Here is a 22,440-nt window from a genome sequence, read left to right on the forward strand (position 1 = left end):
AGGCTTTTTAAACATGGAAAGAGGAAGAAGAAAAGTTAGAATAGGCCGTGTTGTTAGTGATAAGATGGATAAAACAATAGTAGTAGCTGTTGAAGAGTTTGTACGTCATCCACTATATAATAAACGTGTTAAGAGAACTAAGAAATTCAAGGCTCATGATGAAAAGAATATATGTAACATCGGAGATAGAGTTAAAATAATGGAAACTAGACCTTTATCAAAAGACAAGAGATTTAGACTAGTTGAAGTTGTTGAGAAAGTGAAATAGTTTTTGAAGAAGGAGGGATTACGATATGATACAACAAGAATCACGTCTAAGAGTTGCTGATAACTCAGGAGCTAAAGAAATTTTATGTATACGTGTTCTAGGCGGAAGTAAAAGAAGATATGGTAACATAGGTGACGTTATAGTTGCTACTGTTAAAAGTGCAACACCTGGTGGAGTTGTAAAAAAAGGTAAAGTTGTTAAAGCTGTTATAGTGAGAACTAAACAAGGCATGAGACGTAATGATGGAAGTTATATTTCTTTTGATGAGAATGCAGCTGTTATAATAAAAGACGATAAAACTCCAGTAGGGACTCGTATATTCGGGCCTGTTGCTAGAGAGTTAAGAGACAATGAATTCATGAAAATAGTTTCTCTTGCTCCAGAAGTACTATAATTAAGGAGGTGCAATAGGACATGATGCGTGTTAAAAAAGGTGACACTGTTGTAGTTATAGCAGGTAAAGATAAAGGTAAAAAAGGTTCAGTTTTAAAGGTATATCCTAAAGCTAGCAAAGTGTTAGTTGAAGGTGTAAATGTAATAACTAAACATCAAAAACCAAGTGCTATGAACCAACAAGGTGGAATAATAAATAAAGAAGCCCCAATACACATATCTAATGTAATGCCATTTGATCCTGAAACAGGAAAAGGCGTTAGAGTAAGATATGAAGTAAAAGATGGGAACAAAGTAAGAGTATCAGCAAAGAGCGGAAAAGAATTATAATAAATATTGCTTGAAAGGAGGGACCTTAAATGGCTTCTAGATTACAAGAAAAATACATGAAAGAAGTTGCTCCTGCTTTAATGGAGAAATTTGGATACAAAAACGTAATGGAGATACCTAAGTTAGATAAAATAGTTATTAACATGGGTATAGGTGACGCTAGAGAAAATCCAAAAGGATTAGAAAAAGGCGTTGAAGAATTAGAAATAATATCAGGACAAAAACCTGTTATAACTAAAGCTAGAAAATCTGTTGCTAACTTCAAATTAAGAGAAGGAATGCCAATAGGAACAAAAGTTACATTAAGAGCTGACAAAATGTTCTACTTTATGGACAAACTAGTTTCTGTTTCTTTACCAAGAGTTAGAGACTTTAGAGGAGTTAACCCTAACGCTTTTGATGGTAGAGGAAACTATGCTTTAGGAGTTAAAGAACAATTAATATTCCCTGAAATAGAATATGATAAAATAGATAAAGTAAGAGGAATGGATATAATATTTGTTACTACAGCGAAAACTGACGAAGAAGCTCGTGAATTATTAAAATTATTAGGAATGCCATTTTCTAAGTAAGCAAAGGAGGGATTCCCGTGGCTAGAAAAGCGATGGTTGTTAAACAACAAAGAAAGCAAAAGTACGCTACTAGAGAATACACTAGATGTACTATATGCGGAAGACCGCATTCAGTTTTGAAAAAATTTGGTATATGCCGTATATGCTTTAGAGAATTAGCTTATAAAGGTCAAATACCTGGTGTTAGAAAAGCAAGCTGGTAGAAGCTTGATTAGAATGGAAGGAGGGCAACAAAATGACAATGACAGATCCAATTGCAGATATGCTTACTCGTATAAGAAATGCTAATGTTGTTAAGCATGAAACTGTAGATGTTCCAGCTTCTAATATTAAGAAAGAGTTAGCTAGAATCTTATTAGAAGAAGGTTTCATAAGAGGTTATGATGTTATAGAAGACGGAAAACAAGGTATCATAAGAATACAATTAAAGTACGGACAAGAAGGCGAAAGAGTTATAACAGGTCTTAAGAAAATATCTAAGCCTGGTATGAGAGTTTACGCTGCTAATCACGAGATACCAAAAGTATTAAACGGATTAGGAATATCAGTTATATCTACTTCAAAAGGAATATTAACTGACAAGCAAGCTAGAAAAGAAAATGTTGGTGGAGAAGTAATCTGCTACGTTTGGTAATTAATATGAACAATGTAAGGAGGTGCGACCATGTCAAGAATAGGTGTTAAGCCAATAATAATACCAGCAGGTGTTGAAGTTACTATAGCTGAAGGAAATTTAGTTACAGTAAAAGGTCCAAAAGGAACTTTAACTAAACAATTAAGTGCTGAGTTAAACATAAAAAAAGAAGAAAATACAATAATGGTTGAAAGACCAACTGATAATAAAAAACATAGATCTTTACACGGATTAACTAGAACTTTATTAGATAATATGGTTGTAGGTGTAAATACTGGTTTCGAAAAGAAATTAGAATTAAAAGGTGTTGGATATAGAGCTCAAAAACAAGGAAAGAAATTAGTTATGAACTTAGGTTTCTCTCATCCAGTTGAAATGGAAGATCCAGAAGGAATAACTGTTGAAGCTCCAAACCAAACAGAGTTAATAGTAAAAGGTATAGACAAGCAATTAGTAGGAAATTATGCTGCTAAGATAAGAGCTTGGAGAAAACCAGAGCCATACAAAGGTAAAGGTATAAAATACGTTGATGAAGTAATCAGACGTAAAGAAGGAAAAACTGGTAAAAAATAATACCAAAACTTAAACGCTAGAAAGGAGTGAGCTAGGTGTTAAAAAAGGCTGATAAAAATGCTAATAGACTTCAAAGACATAAGAGAGTTCGTAGAAAAATAAGCGGTACTTCTCAAAGACCAAGATTATGTGTATTTAGAAGTGCTAACAATATATATGCTCAAATAATAGATGACACACAAAGAGTAACTCTAGTTGCTGCATCTTCTTTAGACGCAGAAGTTAAGAGTGCTGTCAATCATACAGGAAACAAGGAAGCAGCTAAGAAAGTTGGAGAATTAGTTGCTAAAAAAGCTGTTGAAAAAGGAATCACTGAAGTTGTATTTGACAGAGGTGGATACTTATATCATGGAAGAATTCAAGAATTAGCTGAAGGTGCTAGAGAAGCTGGTCTTAAGTTCTAATACGAAGGAGGGAAAAATACATGCTACGTCGTAAGCCGATAGATGCAGGACAACTTGACTTACAAGAAAAAGTTGTTGAAGTAAGACGTGTTACTAAGGTTGTAAAAGGTGGTAGAAACTTCAGATTTGCAGCGTTAGTAGTTGTTGGAGATGAAAACGGACACGTTGGTATAGGTGCTGGGAAAGCAATGGAAGTACCAGACGCTATAAAAAAAGCAGTTGAAGATGCTAAGAAAAATCTAATAGTAGTGCCAATAGTTGGGACTACAATTCCTCACGAAGTACGCGGACACTTTGGTGCTGGAAATATATTAATAATGCCTGCTGTAGAAGGTACAGGAGTAATAGCTGGGGGACCTGCTAGAGCCGTACTTGAGTTAGCTGGACTAAAAGACGTTAGAGCTAAATCTTTAGGATCTAACAATCCAAGAAATATGGTAAATGCTACAATAGAAGGACTTAATTCTCTAAAAACAGTTGAAGATATAGCTAAACTTAGAGGTAAAAAAGTTGAAGAACTTCTAGGGTAAGGAGGTAGTGTAAAATGGCTAAATTACAAATAAAGTTAGTTAGAAGTGTTATAGGAACTACTCCTAACCAAAAAAAGAATGTTGAAGCGTTAGGATTAAGAAAAAGAGAGCAAGTTGTTGTAAAAGAAGACAATGCCCAAACAAGAGGTATGATAAATAAAGTAAGTCACTTATTAGAAGTAACTGAAATAGCTGAATAATTTTTATAAAGTAGTGCAAGGAGGTGCAATCCATGAAGTTACATGAGTTAAAACCTGCTGAAGGTGCAGTAAGAGCTAAGAGAAGATTAGGTAGAGGTACTGCAACTGGACAAGGTAAAACTGCAGGACGTGGACAAAAAGGTCAATGGTCTCGTTCTGGTGGTGGAGTAAGAGTAGGATTTGAAGGTGGACAAATGCCACTAGCTAGAAGACTTCCTAAGAGAGGTTTCAATAACATATTTAAGAAAGTTTACACAGAAGTTAATGTTGAAGTTTTAAATAGATTTGAAAATGGAACAGAAATAACTGCAGAATTATTAAAATCTACTAAAACTATAAGCAAAATAGGTAAAGACGGAATCAAAATCTTAGGTGAAGGTAATTTAGAGAAAGCTTTAACTGTTAAAGCTGCTAAATTTACAGCTTCAGCTCAAGAAAAAATAGAAAAAGCTGGTGGAAAAGCAGAGTTAGTATAATAACCTGCTAATCTCCTAGCCAGTACAGGCGGGGTGAATTAGCGTGCTGTCAAAATTAAAACAAGCTTGGAAGATTAAAGCAGTAAGAAAAAAAGTAATGTATACACTTATGATGATCGTGATATTCAGAATAGGTACTACTATACCAGTTCCAGGCATAGACACTAGTATTATACAAAAGATGGTAGGCGGCAATAGTCTACTTTCTCTGTATAATATGTTTACTGGTGGAGCATTTAGTAACTTTTCACTATTTGCTTTAGGTATAAGCCCATATATCACTGCATCAATCATAATACAACTTCTAACAGTAGGTTTTGAAAGTCTAGCAGAACTTCAAAAATCTGGCGAAGAAGGAAAGAAAAAAATTAATAAGTACACTAAATATACAGCACTAGCTCTAGCAGTTGTACAAGCTTTGGGAATTACATTAGGAATTGTAAGAAGTGCTTTAATATCAAATAGTGTGTTTTTTATATCAACTGTTGTAATAACATTAGTTTCAGCAAGTATGTTAGTAATGTGGATTGGGGACAAAATTACTGAAAAAGGAATTGGTAATGGTAGTTCAGTAATAATATTTGCAGGTATAATATCAAGAATACCTACAGATGTTATTAAAATCGTACAACAAGTTAAATCTGGTGACGTTGCACCTTGGGTTATAGTAATTCTAATTGTAGTTATATTACTTACAGTTACAGGAGTTACATTTATACAAGAAGCAACTAGAAAGATACCTGTACAATATGCTAAAAGAGTTGTTGGAAGAAAAATGTATGGAGGACAAAGTTCTCATATACCAATGAAAGTTAACCAATCAGGAGTTATGCCTATAATTTTTGCTAGTTCACTTTTAGCTTTTCCTCAAACAATAGCTATGTTTATGGGGTCAAATGCTCAAGCTTTTGTTCAAAAATACTTAAGTATGGCAACAGAACAAGGATTCTGGACATATAGATCAATTGAGATTCTACTTATAATTTTCTTCTCATATTTTTATACAACTGTATCATTCAATACAGAAGACATATCTAAAAATATGAAAAATAATGGTGGATTCATTCCAGGTATAAGACCAGGTGAACCTACTATGGATTATTTAAATAGAATTTTAACTAGATTAACTTTAGCTGGAGCTACTTTCTTAGCAATAATTGCTATGGTGCCAGCTCTTACAACACATTATATGAAAGTAAATATGAGTCTAGCTGGGACTTCATTGTTAATCGTTGTTGGGGTTGCTTTGGAACTTAAGAGACAGTTAGAGTCAAACTTAGTTATGAGAAGCTATCAAGGTTTCTTAAAATAAAATGGAGATGGATAATATGAGAATAATATTACTTGGACCTCCAGGTGCTGGTAAAGGTACTCAGGCGGCAGGAATAGTAGAAAAATACAATATACCTCATATATCAACAGGAGATATATTCAGAAAGAATATAAAAGAGGGAACAGAACTTGGAAAGAAAGCTAAAGAATACATGGACCAAGGTTTATTAGTACCAGATGAGTTAACTGTAGGTTTAGTTACTGATAGAATATCTCAAGAAGACTGTAAAAATGGATTTATGTTAGATGGATTTCCAAGAAATGTAGCACAAGGAGAACACTTAGATATATTCTTAAAAGATACTGGTATAGAACTAGATAAAGTTGTTAATATTGAAGTTGACAAGAGCATACTAGTATCTAGAGCAGTTGGTAGAAGAATATGTAAGTCTTGTGGAGCTACTTACCATGTTGAGTTTAATCCTCCTAAAGTAGAAGGTGTATGTGATGTATGCCAAGGAGAATTATATCAAAGAGCTGATGATAATGAAGAAACTGTATCTAAGAGAATACAAGTTTATCTAGATGAAACGAAACCTTTAGTAGACTATTATGGCAAACAAGGTATAATAGCAGATATAAAAGGTGACCAAGCAATAGATAAAGTATTTGAAGATATTGTCTCAGCTTTAGGAAGTGGAAAATAAATGATTATCTTGAAATCAAAAAAAGAAATAGAACTTCTAAGAGAAGCTGGCAAAATTGTTGCTGATACTCATGAAGTTTTAAGAAAAGCTATTTCTCCGGGAATATCTACTTTAGAATTAGATAAAATAGCTGAAGAGAATATAAGAAAATATAATGCAGAACCTTCTTTTAAAGGATATGGAGGTTTTCCAGGAAGTATATGTGCTTCTATCAATAGAGAAGTAGTACATGGGATTCCAGGAGAAACCATATTAAAAGAAGGGGACATTATAAGCTTAGATATAGGAGCCTATTATAAAGGATATCATGGTGATTCTGCGAAAACTCACGGAGTAGGCATGATATCTGAAGAAGATAGGAAATTGATAGAAGTAACTAGAGAAAGCTTCTATGAAGGAATAAAATTTGCTAAATTAGGATATAGACTTTCAGATATCTCACACGCAGTACAAACACACGTTGAGAAACATGGTTTCTCAGTAGTTAGAGATTTGGTGGGGCATGGAGTTGGAGCAAATCTTCATGAGGATCCACAAGTACCTAATTATGGACTCCCAGGAAAAGGACCAAGACTTAGAGAAGGAATGGTTATTGCTATAGAGCCAATGGTTAATGCAGGTCGTTATCATGTAAAGACTCTATCAGATGGGTGGACGACTGTTACAATAGATGGAAAGAAATCAGCTCATTATGAGCATACGATAGCAATTACTGAACATGAACCTTTGATATTGACAAAGTTGTAATTTAAAAAGTAGGTGAAAAAAGTGCTATCAGATAATTTAAGTATAGGTCAAGTTGTTAAAGTTTCATTAGGACGCGACAAAGGAAATTTATTTTTCGTAGTCAAAATAGTTAATAATGAATATGTATTAATAGCTGATGGAAAGAAAAGAAAACTTGACAAACCTAAGTTAAAGAAAGTGAAGCACTTAAAAAAATATAATTTTATTAATGATGAAGTTAGAAAAAGAGTAGTATCTGGACAAGAAATTACAGATTCTTTTTTAAGAGCTGAACTTACTAAGTTAAATTAGATGATTTAACTTATTGAAATGGAGGGCTGGTTAGTTAATGGCCAAAAAAGATGTTATAGAATTAGAAGGTACAGTTTCAGAAGCTTTACCTAATGCTATGTTCAAAGTTAAACTAGAAAATGGACATGAGATATTATGCCACATTTCTGGAAAGCTAAGAATGAACTTCATAAGAATTCTTGAAGGTGACAAGGTGAATGTTGAACTTTCTCCATATGACCTGACAAGAGGAAGAATTACTTGGCGTAAGAAGTAGACTATATTAATATTTAGTCTAAGGAGGGATTAATAATGAAGGTTAGACCATCAGTAAAACCAATATGTGAAAAATGTAAAGTAATAAAAAGAAAAGGAAAAGTAATGGTTATCTGTGAAAATCCTAAGCATAAGCAAAAGCAAGGATAAGAAATTATTACTAGTATTTTGTTAAAATTTATAGTATAATACTATATTGTGATGTTAACAAAAGAACGTTAAAATCGTTGAACAATCTGGCGTAGGATTGGTATATGATACGAAGTTTTAAACACTAAAAACTATGTGTAGGAGGTGCGATCATGGCAAGAATAGCTGGGGTAGATTTACCTAGAGAAAAAAGAGCGGAGATAGGCTTAACTTATATATATGGTATAGGTAAAGCGACTGCTAACGAAATATTAGCTAAGGCTGAGATAAATCCAGATACTAGAATAAAAGATTTATCAGAAGATCAAGTTAATGATTTAAGAAAAGTTATAGATGACGATTTCTTAGTTGAAGGTGACTTAAGAAGAGAAATTGCTTTAAACATAAAGAGATTAAGAGATATAAAATGTTATAGAGGAATAAGACACGCTAAAGGTCTTCCATTAAGAGGACAAAGAACTAAGACTAATGCTAGAACTAGAAAAGGTCCTAGAAAAACAGTATCTCGTAAAAAGAAAAAATAAATAAATAATACTTAGATGAAGGAGGGAAAAGGAAAATGGCTAAACCAAAAAAGAAAGTTACACGTATTAGAAGAAGAGAACGTAAAAATATAGAACGTGGTCATGCTCATATACAATCAACTTTCAATAATACAATAATAACTTTAACTGACGTTCACGGAAATGCTATATCTTGGGCAAGTTCTGGACAATTAGGATTCAAAGGATCAAGAAAATCAACTCCATTTGCATCTCAAATGGCTGCTGAAACAGCTGCAAAAGCTGCGATGGAACACGGATTAAAAAGTGTTGAGGTATTCGTAAAGGGGCCAGGTTCAGGAAGAGAAGCTGCAATAAGAGCTTTACAAGCAACTGGACTAGAAGTAACTATGATAAAAGATGTTACTCCAATCCCACATAACGGATGCAGACCACCAAAGAGAAGAAGAGTGTAATTAATAAGAGTACAAATAGGAGGTGTAGATAAATGGCAAGATATACAGGTGCATCATGTAGACAATGCCGTAGAGAGGGAATGAAATTATTCCTTAAAGGTGATAGATGTTATACAGATAAATGTGCTATAGTAAAAAGAAACTATGCTCCAGGTCAACATGGCCAAGGAAGAAAGAAAGTTTCTAACTATGGATTACAATTAAGAGAAAAACAAAAAGTTAAAAGAATATATGGAGTTTTAGAGACTCAATTTAGAAACTTATATGAACGTGCTGAAAATATGCCTGGTAAAGCAGGGGAAAACTTATTAAGTTTATTAGAGAGAAGATTAGATAATGTAGTTTACAGAATGGGACTAGCATCTTCTAGAAAAGAAGCTAGACAATTAGTAGCTCATGGTCATTTCACTTTAAATGGAAATAAAGTAGACATTCCTTCATTAGTAGTTAAAGTTGGAGATGTTATAGAAGTTAAAGAGAAATCAAGATCTTCTGCAAAATTCAAAAATTTAGTAGAAGTTAACTCAAGAATAGCTCCTAAATGGTTAGAAGCTAATGTAGAAGGAATGACAGCAAAAGTAGTTGGTGTTCCAACAAGAGAAGATATAGATCTTGAGATAGCTGAACACTTAATCATAGAACTTTACTCTAAATAATAAGCACACTTTTAAAAATTATTTTAAAATTTTGTTTACCCTCAGTGGATTACTGAATTTTAAGGAGGGTTTTGTCCATGATAGAAATAGAAAAGCCAAAAGTAGATATAGTTGAGCTTAGCGAAGACTATAGATATGGTAAGTTTGTTATAGAACCTCTAGAAAGAGGATATGGAATAACTATAGGTAACGCACTAAGAAGAATATTATTATCATCATTACCAGGTGTAGCAGTAAATGCTATAAAAATAGATGGAGTTCTTCATGAATTCTCTACAATACCTGGCGTTAAAGAAGATGTTACAGAGATAATATTAACTTTAAAAGAGCTTTCAGCAACTATAGATGGTGAAGGAAGTAGAACACTTAAAATAGAGGCTCAAGGACCATGCTCTATCACAGGTGCAGATATAATCTGCCCTCCAGATGTTGAAATATTAAGCAAGGATTTAGCAATAGCTACATTAGATGATAATGCTAAACTTAATATGGAGATATTTGTAGATAAAGGTAGAGGATATGTTTCTGCTGAAGAAAATAAAACAGAGAATGTTCCAATAGGTGTTTTACCTGTGGATTCAATATATACTCCTGTTGAGAAAGTTAGTTATCATGTTGAAAACACAAGAGTTGGTCAAAAAACAGATTATGATAAATTAGTACTAGAAGTTTGGACTAATGGTAGTATAAATCCTCAAGAGGGTATATCATTAGCTGCAAAGGTATTAGTTGAGCATTTAAATCTATTTATAGACTTAACTGAACATGTAAGTAGTGTTGAAATCATGGTAGAAAAAGAAGAAGATCAAAAAGAAAAAGTTCTTGAGATGACTATAGAAGAATTAGATTTATCAGTTAGATCATATAACTGTTTAAAGAGAGCGGGAATTAACACAGTTGAAGAATTAGCTAATAAGTCTGAGGACGATATGATGAAGGTTAGAAACCTAGGTAAGAAGTCATTAGAAGAGGTAATACAAAAACTAGAGGAACTTGGACTAGGATTAAAACCAAGTGAAGAATAGCGAGCAAAGGAGGGATAAGAATGGCTAAGTACCGTAAATTAGGACGTGAAACAGCTCACAGAAACCTTATGTTAAGAAACTTAGTAACTTGCTTACTAAGAAGTGGAAGAATAGAAACTACAGTGACTAGAGCGAAAGAAACTCGTAGAATGGCTGAAAAGATGATAACTCTTGCTAAAAGAGGGGATCTTCATGCTAGAAGACAAGTTTTAGCTTATGTTATGGATGAAACAGTAGTTAATAACTTATTCACAGATTTAGCTCCAAAATATGCTGAGAGAAATGGTGGATACACTAGAATAATAAAAATAGGGCCAAGAAAAGGCGATGCTGCTGAAATGGCTTTTATAGAATTAGTATAGTAAGGAAAGGATTAGGCTTGATGGCTTAATCTTTTTTTTATTTTTTTGACTCAGGTGTGATATAATAATGTGTAAAATGATTTTTATAAGTTATTGCTTACTAAAAGGAGTATGAATTAATGGATAATATAGTAAAGGTAAATAATATTTCGTTTGAGTATATTACAGATGAAGCAAAACTTAAAGCAATAGATAATTTAAGCCTAGATGTTAAAAAAGGAGAATTTGTTGCGATAATAGGACATAATGGTTCTGGTAAGTCTACTTTATCTAAAAACTTAAATGCAATTCTTATGCCTACTGAGGGAAATATTCTTATTGATGGAATGGACACCAAAGAGGAAGAAAGATTATGGGATATAAGACAAACTGCAGGTATGGTATTTCAAAACCCAGATAATCAAATAGTGGCTACAATAGTGGAAGAAGATGTTGCGTTTGGACCTGAAAACTTAGGTATAGAGCCTAAAGAAATAAGACGTATTGTAGAGGAGTCTTTAAAGAGTGTAGGTATGTATGATTTAAGAGGCAGACAGCCTCACTTGTTATCAGGTGGTCAAAAACAAAGAGTTGCAATAGCAGGAATTATTGCTATGAGACCTAAATGTATAATATTTGATGAAGCAACTGCAATGTTAGACCCATCTGGAAGAAAAGAAGTTATGAAAACAATAAAAAGACTTAACAAAGAAGAAAATATAACTGTTATACATATAACACACTTTATGGAAGAAGCAGTAGAAGCAGATAGGGTTGTAGTTATGGAAAAAGGGAAAAAAATCTTAGAGGGAACTCCTAGAGAAGTATTTAGTGAAATAAAAATGCTAAAGGAAATCGGTTTAGATGTACCTTGTATGACAGAGTTATCTAGTTTATTAATAGAAGAGGGTATGAATATTGGTAGTGATATATTAACTGTGGATGAGATGGTGATGGAATTATGTCAATTATAGTAAAGAATTTAACACATATATATAACGAAGGCATGCCTTTTGCAAGTAAGGCACTTGATGATGTTTCTTTTGAGATTAAAGATAGAGATTTTGTTGGTCTTATAGGTCATACAGGCTCAGGAAAATCTACACTAATACAACATTTAAATGGACTATTAAAGCCTTCCTCAGGAGAAATATTTATAAATGATTTTAATATAACAGATAAAAACTTGAACCTAACTGAGATTAGAAAAAGAGTAGGTGTTGTATTTCAATATCCAGAATACCAATTGTTTGAAGAAACGATTGATAAAGATATAGCTTTTGGACCTGCTAATTTGGGCTTAGAGGAGTCTGAGATACATAACAGGGTAAAAGCATCAATGGAAGCTGTAGGACTTGATTATGAGGAGTTTAAAGATAAATCTCCTTTTGAATTATCTGGAGGTCAAAAGCGTAGAGTAGCAATTGCTGGAGTTATAGCTATGAATCCGGAAGTTCTTATACTGGATGAGCCTACTGCTGGTCTTGACCCTGGTGGAAGAGATGAAATTTTTAATTTAATAAAGGATTTACATGAAAAAAACAATATGACTATAATACTGTCATCACATAGTATGGATGATATGGCAAAGTTAGCAAAAAATTTAATTGTTATGAATCATGGTAGAATAGAATTTATGGGAACTCCTAGAGAAGTATTTAAATCAAATGCTGGTAAATTGAAAGAGATAGGATTAGATATTCCACAAGTTTTAGAGCTTGCATTGAAATTGAGACAAAAAGGTTTTGACATCAGAGAAGATATATTGACTTTAGAAGAAGCAAAACAAGAAATATTAAAAGTTGTGAGAGGACGAGGATTATGTTAAAAGATATAACTATAGGGCAATACTACCCAACGAGTTCTGCTATTCATAAATTAGATCCAAGGATAAAACTTGTAGCAACAATTGTATTTATGGTGTCTATATTTGTAGTAAATAAATTTTGGCCTTATATAGTAGTTTTATTATGTTTATTAGGTATGATAAAGTTAGCTAATATACCAGTCAAGTATATTATTAAGGGTGTAAAGCCTCTTAAATGGATTATTTTGTTTACATTTCTTATAAATATTTTTTTCTTGCCAGGTGATGAAATATGGTCATTTGGATTTTTGGCAATAACAAAACAAGGTCTAAGACAAGCAATTTTTATGGCAATAAGACTTATATTTTTAGTGGTTGGGACATCTTTGCTTACTCTAACTACTTCCCCAATAGAATTAACAGATGGTATAGAAAGATTGCTTAACCCATTTAAAAAAATTGGTTTACCAGTACATGAGCTTGCAATGATGATGACAATTGCTTTACGTTTTATTCCTACATTGTTGGATGAAACAGATAAAATAATGAAAGCCCAAATGTCTAGAGGAGCAGATTTTGAAAGTAAAAACCTTATAAATAGAGCTAAGAACTTAGTACCTCTTTTGGTGCCATTATTTGTGAGTGCTTTTAGAAGAGCTGATGAATTAGCTATGGCTATGGAAGCTAGGTGTTATAGAGGTGGACACAATAGAACTAAAATGAGAGAGTCTGTCATAGCAAAGGGAGACTATATAGCATGTGTATTCCAAGTTGTTTATTTAGGAGTTATTATAGCTACTAGATTTATAGCAATTTAATAGAAACATAGATATAAACGAGGTAAAGTATGAGAAATATAAAAGTTACAATCCAATATAATGGCAGTAATTATTGTGGATGGCAAAAACAACCTGATTCTTTAGGAATACAGGGTACAATAGAAAAGGCTATATATGATATAACAAGAGAAGAAGTCAAACTTGTAGGGTCAGGTAGAACTGATTCAGGAGTTCATGCTATTGGTCAAATTGCAAATTTTAAAATTAATTCAGACATAAATGTAGAAAGTATACCAATGGCTTTAAATGCTAAACTACCAAAGGATATATCAATTATAAAAGCATGTGAAGTTAACGAAGATTTCCATTCAAGGTATAGTGCAAAAGGTAAAACATATAAATATCTAATATATAATAGCAAGTTTAGAAATCCGATACTTAGTGATATATCGTATCAAGTAAAATATGAACTTGATTTTGACAAAATGTGTTTAGAGTCAAAAAGTATTTTAGGAACACATAATTTTAAAGGTTTTATGAGTTCTGGTTCATCTGTAAAAGATACAGTTAGAACTATATATGATATTGATATCAATAAAAAAGACGACTTGATTGTTGTAGAAATTAGTGGTAATGGATTCTTATATAATATGGTAAGAATTATTGTTGGAACACTTATTGATATAGGACGTGGTAGAATTAATGAGTCATTTTTAGAGATAATAGAATCTAAAACTAGGTCAAAATGTGGACATACAGCTCCAGCACAAGGATTATTTCTTAAAAAAGTTCATTATTAACTTGACACACCAGGCTACATGTATTAAAATATATGAGAATGTGTTAATAAGTCCACTTGCCCCGGACTTGACATAAACGGTAAAAAAATTTTATGAGAAATAGTTAAGGAGGGACAGTTATGAAAAGTTATATAGCTAAGCCAGCTGATGTACAAAGAAAATGGTACTTAGTTGACGCTGAAGGTAAAACACTAGGTCGTTTAGCAACAGAAATAGCGACAGTATTGAGAGGTAAACATAAACCAACATTTACTCCTCACGTTGATGGTGGAGATTTTGTTGTTGTAGTAAATGCAGGAAAGATAGTTTTAAGTGGTAAGAAATTAGATCAAAAATATTACAGATACCATACTGGTTATGTAGGTGGATTAAAAGAAATATCTTACAGAGATATGATGGATAAGAAACCAGAAGAAGTTATAGCACATGCTGTAAGTGGTATGTTACCTAAGAACAAATTAAGAAGCAGAATGATGACTAGATTAAGAGTATTCGCAGGTGCTGAACACACTCATGCAGCTCAAAATCCAGAAGTTTTAAACTTTAAGTAAGATTAATAGGTGAAAGGAGGAGTTTATAATGGCTAACGTTCAATATTATGGAACTGGAAGAAGAAAAAGTTCTGTTGCTAGAGTAAGACTAGTTGCAGGTGAAGGAAATATATTAGTAAATGGAAGAGCATTAGAAAATTATTTTAACTATGAAACATTAATAAGAGATGTTAAACAACCATTAGTTTTAACTGGAAATGAAAATAAATATGATGTTATAGTAAAAGTTGAAGGTGGAGGATTCACTGGACAAGCTGGAGCTATAAGACATGGTATATCTAGAGCTTTATTAAAAGCTGATTTAGATTTAAGACCTGCTTTAAAGAAAGAAGGTTTCTTAACTAGAGATGCAAGAATGAAGGAAAGAAAGAAATACGGATTAAAAGCAGCAAGAAGAGCTCCACAATTCTCAAAAAGATAATTACTTATTTTTTTGGAAAAGCAAAATACCTTATATATTTTTATTTGAAAAGTATTGGTATGTTAAAAATGTTGGGTTTAAATTAAGATTTATATACAATGAAATAATAAGATGTTTTATTAGGATGTTTTTCTGTAGGGAAAGCATCCTTTTTTATTTATTTAATATAACGATAAAGTATTAAATTTATTTATATAATGGTATTGTTAATGAAAGTAGTATAGAATTTTATAAATTTGTAATTAAAATTTTTGTATTCTTTAACAGCATAATCTATGAATATACATTAATTAGTATAATTCATAGATTATGTTATTGTAACTTATATAGTCTTTTACCAAATCAATTATTATCTAATAGTAGATAAGAGTGTTAAATTAAAGGGGTTAGTAATATATGATATTGTAAATTATATATGCCAATACTAATAAGTTAATACAATAAATGGAAATTGATAATTAGAAAAGTAAAATTTAAATGTTTGTACTAATATCTGGAATATTATAGTGTTTTTGTAAGTATACATATACAGGGTGATGTTGTGAGAAAGTACATAAAACATATAATTTTCAGTTTTGTTATGGTGTGTCTAGTGATAGTGTCAATATTTGAAGTGAAAAATATATCCGAAGATGTTATTAAGTATATGCCAGTAACAAATAAAACAATAATTTTAGATGCTGGCCATGGAGGGATTGACCCAGGGGCGTTAAATAAGGATAAGAGTACATCTGAAAAGGATATTAACTTAGCCATAACACTTAAGCTTAGAGAGCTTATAGAATCAAGTGGAGGTCTTGTAATATTGACTAGAGAAGATGATAGTAGTCTTTACAAAGAGGAAAATAACAAAACGACAAGACAAAAGTATAATGAAAATTTGAAAAATAGGAAAGAAATAATATCTAATTCTAATGCTAATATGTTTGTTTCTATACATCTCAATGCCTTTGAACAATCAAAATATTATGGAGCTCAAACTTTTTATCCTAAAGACAAGCAAGATAGTAAAGAATTATCAAAGTGTATTCAAGAGGAACTTAAAAGAGTAGTAGATAAGACAAACAATAGAGAGGTCAAACCTAGAGACGATATATATCTTTTAAAAGAAAATAACATTCCATCAGTATTAATAGAGTGCGGTTTTTTATCAAATGAAAAAGAATGTAAACTTTTGACTGATGAAACATATCAAGAGAAGATAGCATGGGCAATATACATAGGAATACAAAAATATCTAAGTTAAAAGTATTATAAAAATGGGTCTGAATATGTAAATAGCTTGTATTAAAGCGGTTAAAATGCATTAATATAGGCTATTTTTGTCTTGTCAAAAAAATATTTAAAATAAAAGTTAAAAAAGCGTTGACTTGGAATCATATAGATGGTATTATATATGAGTGCCCAAAAGGAGCACGAAAATACGACAAAAGAACTTTGAAAATTAAACAGTAGGTTAATTTATAAACAAGAAACAAACCATAAAGCCAGATATTTTGATAACAATAGTATCTGAGCCTGATAAACTTTTATTTGAGAGTTTGATCCTGGCTCAGGATGAACGCTGGCGGCGTGCCTAACACATGCAAGTTGAGCGATTTACTTCGGTAAAGAGCGGCGGACGGGTGAGTAACGCGTGGGTAACCTACCCTGTACACACGGATAACATACCGAAAGGTATGCTAATACGGGATAATATATTTGAGAGGCATCTCTTAAATATCAAAGGTGAGCCAGTACAGGATGGACCCGCGTCTGATTAGCTAGTTGGTAAGGTAACGGCTTACCAAGGCGACGATCAGTAGCCGACCTGAGAGGGTGATCGGCCACATTGGAACTGAGACACGGTCCAAACTCCTACGGGAGGCAGCAGTGGGGAATATTGCACAATGGGCGAAAGCCTGATGCAGCAACGCCGCGTGAGTGATGAAGGCCTTCGGGTCGTAAAACTCTGTCCTCAAGGAAGATAATGACGGTACTTGAGGAGGAAGCCCCGGCTAACTACGTGCCAGCAGCCGCGGTAATACGTAGGGGGCTAGCGTTATCCGGATTTACTGGGCGTAAAGGGTGCGTAGGCGGTCTTTCAAGTCAGGAGTGAAAGGCTACGGCTCAACCGTAGTAAGCTCTTGAAACTGGGAGACTTGAGTGCAGGAGAGGAGAGTGGAATTCCTAGTGTAGCGGTGAAATGCGTAGATATTAGGAGGAACACCAGTTGCGAAGGCGGCTCTCTGGACTGTAACTGACGCTGAGGCACGAAAGCGTGGGGAGCAAACAGGATTAGATACCCTGGTAGTCCACGCTGTAAACGATGAGTACTAGGTGTCGGGGGTTACCCCCCTCGGTGCCGCAGCTAACGCATTAAGTACTCCGCCTGGGAAGTACGCTCGCAAGAGTGAAACTCAAAGGAATTGACGGGGACCCGCACAAGTAGCGGAGCATGTGGTTTAATTCGAAGCAACGCGAAGAACCTTACCTAAGCTTGACATCCCAATGACATCTCCTTAATCGGAGAGTTCCCTTCGGGGACATTGGTGACAGGTGGTGCATGGTTGTCGTCAGCTCGTGTCGTGAGATGTTGGGTTAAGTCCCGCAACGAGCGCAACCCTTGTCTTTAGTTGCCATCATTAAGTTGGGCACTCTAGAGAGACTGCCAGGGATAACCTGGAGGAAGGTGGGGATGACGTCAAATCATCATGCCCCTTATGCTTAGGGCTACACACGTGCTACAATGGGTAGTACAGAGGGTTGCCAAGCCGTAAGGTGGAGCTAATCCCTTAAAGCTACTCTCAGTTCGGATTGTAGGCTGAAACTCGCCTACATGAAGCTGGAGTTACTAGTAATCGCAGATCAGAATGCTGCGGTGAATGCGTTCCCGGGTCTTGTACACACCGCCCGTCACACCACGGGAGTTGGAGACGCCCGAAGCCGATTATCTAACCTTTTGGAAGAAGTCGTCGAAGGTGGAATCAATAACTGGGGTGAAGTCGTAACAAGGTAGCCGTATCGGAAGGTGCGGCTGGATCACCTCCTTTCTAAGGAGAATTGCCTACTGTTTAATTTTGAAAGTTCTTTATGAACTTCATATTTGGGGGTGTAGCTCAGTTGGGAGAGCACTTGCCTTGCAAGCAAGGGGTCAGGAGTTCGACTCTCCTCATCTCCACCATTTAAGAGCATATTACTTAAATCTTTGATTTATCTAGTAGACTCTTACATGCACTTTAAGCTTATTTTTATACAAGCCTTGTGCGTTAGCACTTTAAGCAACGGGATTTATCCGTTGGCGCTGTGCGCTAGCACTTTGAAAACTGCATATATATTTAGTGATATGACATCTAATTTGTAATATATAAAGCTGATAACTTTTAAAAATTATCAAGTTGATAGACTTTAATCTATCAAACCTTTTTAACTGGTCAAGTTATTAAGGGTGCAGGGCGGATGCCTTGGCACTAGGAGCCGATGAAGGACGTGATAAGCTGCGATAAGCTTCGGGGAGTTGCACGTAAACTTTGATCCGAAGATTTCCGAATGAGGAAACTCACTTAGAGTAATGTCTAAGTATCATTAAGTGAATACATAGCTTAATGAGGGGAACTCAGGGAACTGAAACATCTAAGTACCTGAAGGAAGAGAAAGAAATTCGATTCCGTAAGTAGCGGCGAGCGAACGCGGAATAGCCCAAACCAATAAAGTTTTCTTTATTGGGGTTGCGGACATATCATAACGAAGAGGTATCGTAATTGAAGAGGTTTGGAAAGACCCACCACAGAAGGTAATAGTCCTGTATGTTAAACGAGAAGACTTCAGATATGATCCAGAGTACCACGGGACACGTGAAACCCTGTGGGAAGCAGGAGGGACCACCCTCCAAGGCTAAATACTACCTAGTGACCGATAGCGTATAGTACCGTGAGGGAAAGGTGAAAAGAACCCCGGGAGGGGAGTGAAATAGAACCTGAAACCCTGCACTTACAAGCTGTGGAAGCACATTTCTTGTGTGACCGCGTACTTTTTGTAGAACGGGCCAACGAGTTACGTTAAGTAGCAAGGTTAAGCACTTAAGGTGTGGAGCCGTAGCGAAAGCGAGTTTTAACTGAGCGTTCAGTTACTTGACGTAGACCCGAAACCGGGCGACCTACCCATGAGCAGGATGAAGCGAAAGTAAAATTTCGTGGAGGTCCGAACCCACGAGCGTTGAAAAGCTCGGGGATGACTTGTGGGTAGCGGTGAAATTCCAATCGAGCCCGGAGATAGCTGGTTCTCCCCGAAATAGCTTTAGGGCTAGCCTCAAGGTGAGAGATACGGAGGTAGAGCACTGAATGTCCTAGGGGGTATTGCACCTACCGAAGACTATCAAACTCCGAATGCCGTCATCTTATACTTGGGAGTCAGACTGTGGGTGATAAGATTCATAGTCGAAAGGGCAACAGCCCAGATCGTCAGCTAAGGTCCCTAAATGTAAGTTAAGTGGTAAAGGATGTGGGATTGCACAGACAACCAGGATGTTGGCTTAGAAGCAGCCACTCATTCAAAGAGTGCGTAATAGCTCACTGGTCGAGTGATCCTGCGCCGAAGATTTCCGGGGCTAAAACTTACTACCGAAGCTACGGCATCATTATGATGGGTAGGGGAGCTTCCCATACGGGTTGAAGCATGACCGTAAGGACATGTGGACAGTATGGGAGTGAGAATGTTGGCATGAGTAGCGAGATGTGGGTGAGAATCCCACAGGCCGTAAACCCAAGGTTTCCAGGGGAAGGTTCGTCCGCCCTGGGTTAGTCGGGACCTAAGCTGAGGCCGAAAGGCGTAGGTGATGGACAACAGGTTGATATTCCTGTACTACCGATAACCGTTTGAGAGATGGGATGACACAGTAGGATAAGCTAAGCACACTGTTGGTTATGTGTGCCCAAGCATTGAGGCAGTCAGAGTAGGTAAATCCGCTTTGATAATGCTGGGATGTGATGGGGAGCGAAATTTAGTAGCGAAGTAGCTGATTTCACACTGTCAAGAAAAGTCTCTATCGAGGTTAAAGGTACCCGTACCGCAAACCGACACAGGTGGGTGAGGAGAGTATCCTAAGGCCCGCGAGAGAACTGTTGTTAAGGAACTCGGCAAAATGACCCCGTAACTTAGGGATAAGGGGTGCCACCATCCGGTGGCCGCAGAGAATAGGCCCAAGCGACTGTTTACCAAAAACATAGGTTTCTGCTAAGTCGCAAGACGATGTATAGGAGCTGACGCCTGCCCGGTGCTGGAAGGTTAAGGGGATCTGTTAGAGCAATCGAAGCAGTGAACTTAAGCCCCAGTAAACGGCGGCCGTAACTATAACGGTCCTAAGGTAGCGAAATTCCTTGTCGGGTAAGTTCCGACCCGCACGAAAGGCGTAACGATTTGGGCACTGTCTCAACAACAGACTCGGTGAAATTGTAATTCCGGTGAAGATGCCGGATACCTGCGACAGGACGGAAAGACCCCATGGAGCTTTACTGTAGCTTGACATTGGGTCTTGGTACTACATGTACAGGATAGGTGGGAGGCTTTGAAACCAGGACGCCAGTTTTGGCGGAGCCATCCTTGGGATACCACCCTTGTAGTACTGGGACTCTAACCATAGGCCATGAATCTGGTCTTGGGACACTGTCAGGTGGGCAGTTTGACTGGGGCGGTCGCCTCCCAAAAGGTAACGGAGGCGCTCAAAGGTTCTCTCAGTACGGTCGGAAATCGTACGTAGAGTGTAAAGGCAAAAGAGAGCTTGATTGCAAGACATACAGGTCGAGCAAGGATGAAAATCGGACTTAGTGATCCGGTGGTTCTGCGTGGAAGGGCCATCGCTCAACGGATAAAAGCTACCCTGGGGATAACAGGCTTATCTCCCCCAAGAGTCCACATCGACGGGGAGGTTTGGCACCTCGATGTCGGCTCATCACATCCTGGGGCTGTAGTAGGTCCCAAGGGTTGGGCTGTTCGCCCATTAAAGTGGTACGCGAGCTGGGTTCAGAACGTCGTGAGACAGTTCGGTCCCTATCCGTCGCAGGCGTAGGAAATTTGAGAAGACCTGTCCTTAGTACGAGAGGACCGGGATGGACGTACCTCTGGTGTACCAGTTGTTCTGCCAAGGGCATGGCTGGGTAGCTATGTACGGAATGGATAAGCGCTGAAAGCATCTAAGCGCGAAGCCAACTTCAAGATAAGATTTCCCACCGCAAGGGTAAGACCCCAGAAAGACTATCTGGTTGATAGGTCGAAGGTGTAAGTGCAGCAATGTATTTAGCTTATCGATACTAATAGGTCGAGGACTTGACCAAATTATTTGATGTCCATTCAGTAAAATATATGTGTGGTTTTTAGAGTGTTAGCTCTAAAAAAGTTTAAAAAAAGTATTGACAAAAATAACAAAAAATGTTAATATTATACTTGTCCTAGCAACAAGAAAAAAATGTGGTTATAATAGCAGAGAAGATACACCTGTTCCCATTCCGAACACAGAAGTTAAGTTCTCTAGCGCTGATGGTACTTGGTGGGAAACTGCCTGGGAGAGTAAGACATAGCCACGTTGGATATTCCAAGGTAGCTCAACGGTGGAGCAACCGGCTGTTAACCGGTAGGCTGTGGGTTCGAGCCCCACCCTTGGAGCCAATATGGCTCGTTGGTCAAGAGGTTAAGACACCGCCCTTTCACGGCGGTAACAGGGGTTCAATTCCCCTACGAGTCACCATTTGTGGGATCATAGCTCAGCTGGGAGAGCACCTGCCTTACAAGCAGGGGGTCACAGGTTCGAGCCCTGTTGGTCCCACCATTTGCGGCCTGGTAGTTCAGTTGGTTAGAATGCCAGCCTGTCACGCTGGAGGTCGAGGGTTCGAACCCCTTCCAGGTCGCCAAAACAAAAAATGCTGGTGTGGCTCAACGGTAGAGCAGCTGACTTGTAATCAGCAGGTTGTAGGTTCGATTCCTATCACCAGCTCCATGTAAAATTAATACGGAGGATTTCCCGAGCGGCCAAAGGGGGCAGACTGTAAATCTGTTGTCATCGACTTCGGTGGTTCGAATCCACCATCCTCCACCAATTATCAATTAAATATGCGGGTGTAGCTCAATGGTAGAGTTCTGGCCTTCCAAGCCAGCTGTGAGGGTTCGATCCCCTTCACCCGCTCCAAAGAAAGCGTGGGTGCATAGCTCAGCTGGATAGAGCAACGCCCTTCTAAGGCGTGTGTCCGGGGTTCGAATCCCTGTGCGCTCACCACATATATATTGGGGATTAGCCAAGTCGGTAAGGCACATGACTTTGACTCATGTATGC

General features: G+C 36.4%; 29 protein-coding genes, 10 tRNA genes and 3 rRNA genes (1 of these 42 only partly in view). All 42 read left to right on the forward strand.

Going from position 1 to position 22,440, the window contains the following annotated elements:
- The first annotated feature begins 13 nt into the window (after window positions 1-13).
- The gene (rpsQ, locus tag ACTG48_RS00720; RefSeq protein WP_003421156.1) at window positions 14-268 is read left to right on the forward strand and encodes a 30S ribosomal protein S17; all 255 of its coding nucleotides are present in this window, start codon (window positions 14-16) and stop codon (window positions 266-268) included.
- Between the two features lie 25 nt (window positions 269-293).
- Window positions 294-662, forward strand: coding sequence for a 50S ribosomal protein L14 (rplN, locus tag ACTG48_RS00725; RefSeq protein WP_021382511.1), 369 nt, complete (start codon window positions 294-296; stop codon window positions 660-662).
- A gap of 23 nt (window positions 663-685) precedes the next feature.
- Entirely contained in the window at window positions 686-991 is a 306-nt protein-coding gene (gene rplX, locus ACTG48_RS00730) for a 50S ribosomal protein L24 (RefSeq protein ID WP_021382513.1), read from the forward strand.
- A 29-nt stretch (window positions 992-1,020) separates the two neighbouring features.
- Window positions 1,021-1,563 carry a 50S ribosomal protein L5 gene (rplE, locus tag ACTG48_RS00735; RefSeq protein ID WP_021382514.1) on the forward strand — a complete coding sequence of 181 codons (543 nt, stop codon included), beginning with the start codon at window positions 1,021-1,023 and terminating at the stop codon, window positions 1,561-1,563.
- A 17-nt stretch (window positions 1,564-1,580) separates the two neighbouring features.
- On the forward strand, window positions 1,581-1,766 hold the full coding sequence (locus ACTG48_RS00740; protein WP_003421149.1) for a type Z 30S ribosomal protein S14: 186 nt from the start codon (window positions 1,581-1,583) through the stop codon (window positions 1,764-1,766).
- A gap of 32 nt (window positions 1,767-1,798) precedes the next feature.
- Window positions 1,799-2,197 carry a 30S ribosomal protein S8 gene (gene rpsH, locus ACTG48_RS00745; RefSeq protein ID WP_021382525.1) on the forward strand — a complete coding sequence of 133 codons (399 nt, stop codon included), beginning with the start codon at window positions 1,799-1,801 and terminating at the stop codon, window positions 2,195-2,197.
- Window positions 2,198-2,227: 30 nt separating this feature from the next.
- Entirely contained in the window at window positions 2,228-2,770 is a 543-nt protein-coding gene (gene rplF, locus ACTG48_RS00750) for a 50S ribosomal protein L6 (protein ID WP_003435668.1), read from the forward strand.
- A gap of 35 nt (window positions 2,771-2,805) precedes the next feature.
- Window positions 2,806-3,174 (forward strand): 50S ribosomal protein L18, encoded by a 369-nt coding sequence (gene rplR / locus ACTG48_RS00755; protein ID WP_021382519.1) that lies wholly within the window; start codon window positions 2,806-2,808, stop codon window positions 3,172-3,174.
- 20 nt (window positions 3,175-3,194) lie between these two features.
- Window positions 3,195-3,704 carry a 30S ribosomal protein S5 gene (gene rpsE / locus ACTG48_RS00760; RefSeq protein ID WP_003421138.1) on the forward strand — a complete coding sequence of 170 codons (510 nt, stop codon included), beginning with the start codon at window positions 3,195-3,197 and terminating at the stop codon, window positions 3,702-3,704.
- 14 nt (window positions 3,705-3,718) lie between these two features.
- On the forward strand, window positions 3,719-3,904 hold the full coding sequence (rpmD, locus tag ACTG48_RS00765) for a 50S ribosomal protein L30 (protein ID WP_003421137.1): 186 nt from the start codon (window positions 3,719-3,721) through the stop codon (window positions 3,902-3,904).
- A 32-nt stretch (window positions 3,905-3,936) separates the two neighbouring features.
- Complete coding sequence (gene rplO / locus ACTG48_RS00770; protein ID WP_003421135.1) at window positions 3,937-4,380, forward strand: 50S ribosomal protein L15; 444 nt, start codon at window positions 3,937-3,939, stop codon at window positions 4,378-4,380.
- A gap of 43 nt (window positions 4,381-4,423) precedes the next feature.
- Window positions 4,424-5,692 (forward strand): preprotein translocase subunit SecY, encoded by a 1,269-nt coding sequence (secY, locus tag ACTG48_RS00775; protein ID WP_021382521.1) that lies wholly within the window; start codon window positions 4,424-4,426, stop codon window positions 5,690-5,692.
- A 16-nt stretch (window positions 5,693-5,708) separates the two neighbouring features.
- Window positions 5,709-6,359 carry an adenylate kinase gene (locus ACTG48_RS00780; protein WP_021382510.1) on the forward strand — a complete coding sequence of 217 codons (651 nt, stop codon included), beginning with the start codon at window positions 5,709-5,711 and terminating at the stop codon, window positions 6,357-6,359.
- A complete protein-coding gene (gene map, locus ACTG48_RS00785; RefSeq protein ID WP_021382516.1) occupies window positions 6,360-7,106 on the forward strand; it encodes a type I methionyl aminopeptidase in 747 nt (248 codons plus the stop codon). It begins immediately after the preceding gene.
- 21 nt (window positions 7,107-7,127) lie between these two features.
- A complete protein-coding gene (locus ACTG48_RS00790) occupies window positions 7,128-7,397 on the forward strand; it encodes a KOW domain-containing RNA-binding protein (protein ID WP_021382520.1) in 270 nt (89 codons plus the stop codon).
- 37 nt (window positions 7,398-7,434) lie between these two features.
- The gene (gene infA / locus ACTG48_RS00795) at window positions 7,435-7,653 is read left to right on the forward strand and encodes a translation initiation factor IF-1 (protein WP_003421127.1); all 219 of its coding nucleotides are present in this window, start codon (window positions 7,435-7,437) and stop codon (window positions 7,651-7,653) included.
- A gap of 35 nt (window positions 7,654-7,688) precedes the next feature.
- The gene (gene rpmJ / locus ACTG48_RS00800; RefSeq protein ID WP_002509257.1) at window positions 7,689-7,802 is read left to right on the forward strand and encodes a 50S ribosomal protein L36; all 114 of its coding nucleotides are present in this window, start codon (window positions 7,689-7,691) and stop codon (window positions 7,800-7,802) included.
- 152 nt (window positions 7,803-7,954) lie between these two features.
- Window positions 7,955-8,326, forward strand: a complete 372-nt coding sequence (rpsM, locus tag ACTG48_RS00805) for a 30S ribosomal protein S13 (protein ID WP_021382517.1) — start codon at window positions 7,955-7,957, stop codon at window positions 8,324-8,326.
- A 35-nt stretch (window positions 8,327-8,361) separates the two neighbouring features.
- A complete protein-coding gene (rpsK, locus tag ACTG48_RS00810) occupies window positions 8,362-8,760 on the forward strand; it encodes a 30S ribosomal protein S11 (RefSeq protein WP_003421122.1) in 399 nt (132 codons plus the stop codon).
- 32 nt (window positions 8,761-8,792) lie between these two features.
- Window positions 8,793-9,416, forward strand: a complete 624-nt coding sequence (gene rpsD, locus ACTG48_RS00815) for a 30S ribosomal protein S4 (RefSeq protein ID WP_021382518.1) — start codon at window positions 8,793-8,795, stop codon at window positions 9,414-9,416.
- A gap of 77 nt (window positions 9,417-9,493) precedes the next feature.
- Window positions 9,494-10,441 (forward strand): DNA-directed RNA polymerase subunit alpha, encoded by a 948-nt coding sequence (locus tag ACTG48_RS00820; protein WP_003427733.1) that lies wholly within the window; start codon window positions 9,494-9,496, stop codon window positions 10,439-10,441.
- 20 nt (window positions 10,442-10,461) lie between these two features.
- Window positions 10,462-10,803 carry a 50S ribosomal protein L17 gene (gene rplQ, locus ACTG48_RS00825; RefSeq protein ID WP_003421117.1) on the forward strand — a complete coding sequence of 114 codons (342 nt, stop codon included), beginning with the start codon at window positions 10,462-10,464 and terminating at the stop codon, window positions 10,801-10,803.
- Window positions 10,804-10,922: 119 nt separating this feature from the next.
- A complete protein-coding gene (locus tag ACTG48_RS00830) occupies window positions 10,923-11,756 on the forward strand; it encodes an energy-coupling factor transporter ATPase (protein ID WP_021382523.1) in 834 nt (277 codons plus the stop codon).
- Window positions 11,744-12,610, forward strand: a complete 867-nt coding sequence (locus ACTG48_RS00835; protein WP_021382524.1) for an energy-coupling factor transporter ATPase — start codon at window positions 11,744-11,746, stop codon at window positions 12,608-12,610. Before ACTG48_RS00830 ends, ACTG48_RS00835 begins: the two co-directional genes overlap by 13 nt.
- The gene (locus tag ACTG48_RS00840) at window positions 12,604-13,407 is read left to right on the forward strand and encodes an energy-coupling factor transporter transmembrane component T family protein (RefSeq protein ID WP_021382509.1); all 804 of its coding nucleotides are present in this window, start codon (window positions 12,604-12,606) and stop codon (window positions 13,405-13,407) included. Before ACTG48_RS00835 ends, ACTG48_RS00840 begins: the two co-directional genes overlap by 7 nt.
- Window positions 13,408-13,436: 29 nt before the next feature.
- Window positions 13,437-14,168, forward strand: coding sequence for a tRNA pseudouridine(38-40) synthase TruA (gene truA, locus ACTG48_RS00845; protein WP_021382522.1), 732 nt, complete (start codon window positions 13,437-13,439; stop codon window positions 14,166-14,168).
- Window positions 14,169-14,287: 119 nt separating this feature from the next.
- Entirely contained in the window at window positions 14,288-14,719 is a 432-nt protein-coding gene (gene rplM / locus ACTG48_RS00850) for a 50S ribosomal protein L13 (protein WP_021382526.1), read from the forward strand.
- A 28-nt stretch (window positions 14,720-14,747) separates the two neighbouring features.
- Entirely contained in the window at window positions 14,748-15,140 is a 393-nt protein-coding gene (gene rpsI, locus ACTG48_RS00855) for a 30S ribosomal protein S9 (RefSeq protein ID WP_003421105.1), read from the forward strand.
- A 541-nt stretch (window positions 15,141-15,681) separates the two neighbouring features.
- Window positions 15,682-16,386, forward strand: a complete 705-nt coding sequence (gene cwlD / locus ACTG48_RS00860) for an N-acetylmuramoyl-L-alanine amidase CwlD (RefSeq protein WP_021382515.1) — start codon at window positions 15,682-15,684, stop codon at window positions 16,384-16,386.
- Window positions 16,387-16,669: 283 nt separating this feature from the next.
- Window positions 16,670-18,172: ribosomal RNA gene (locus ACTG48_RS00865) — 16S ribosomal RNA — on the forward strand.
- Window positions 18,173-18,227: 55 nt separating this feature from the next.
- Window positions 18,228-18,303: transfer RNA gene (locus ACTG48_RS00870), tRNA-Ala, on the forward strand.
- A 248-nt stretch (window positions 18,304-18,551) separates the two neighbouring features.
- Window positions 18,552-21,448: ribosomal RNA gene (locus tag ACTG48_RS00875) — 23S ribosomal RNA — on the forward strand.
- Between the two features lie 132 nt (window positions 21,449-21,580).
- Window positions 21,581-21,697, forward strand: a 5S ribosomal RNA gene (rrf, locus tag ACTG48_RS00880).
- The 16S, 23S and 5S rRNA genes sit together here with 10 tRNA genes alongside, the layout of an rRNA operon.
- Window positions 21,698-21,704: 7 nt before the next feature.
- A tRNA-Asn gene (locus ACTG48_RS00885) sits at window positions 21,705-21,779 on the forward strand.
- A gap of 4 nt (window positions 21,780-21,783) precedes the next feature.
- Window positions 21,784-21,858 (forward strand) — tRNA-Glu (locus ACTG48_RS00890).
- Between the two features lie 5 nt (window positions 21,859-21,863).
- Window positions 21,864-21,939, forward strand: a tRNA-Val gene (locus tag ACTG48_RS00895).
- A gap of 5 nt (window positions 21,940-21,944) precedes the next feature.
- Window positions 21,945-22,021, forward strand: a tRNA-Asp gene (locus ACTG48_RS00900).
- A gap of 11 nt (window positions 22,022-22,032) precedes the next feature.
- Window positions 22,033-22,107: transfer RNA gene (locus ACTG48_RS00905), tRNA-Thr, on the forward strand.
- 14 nt (window positions 22,108-22,121) lie between these two features.
- A tRNA-Tyr gene (locus ACTG48_RS00910) sits at window positions 22,122-22,206 on the forward strand.
- Window positions 22,207-22,222: 16 nt separating this feature from the next.
- A tRNA-Gly gene (locus ACTG48_RS00915) sits at window positions 22,223-22,296 on the forward strand.
- Between the two features lie 10 nt (window positions 22,297-22,306).
- Window positions 22,307-22,383, forward strand: a tRNA-Arg gene (locus ACTG48_RS00920).
- Window positions 22,384-22,392: 9 nt separating this feature from the next.
- Window positions 22,393-22,440, forward strand: a tRNA-Gln gene (locus ACTG48_RS00925); it runs 28 nt beyond the window's last position.

Source organism: Clostridioides sp. LIBA-6822 (assembly GCF_056688955.1).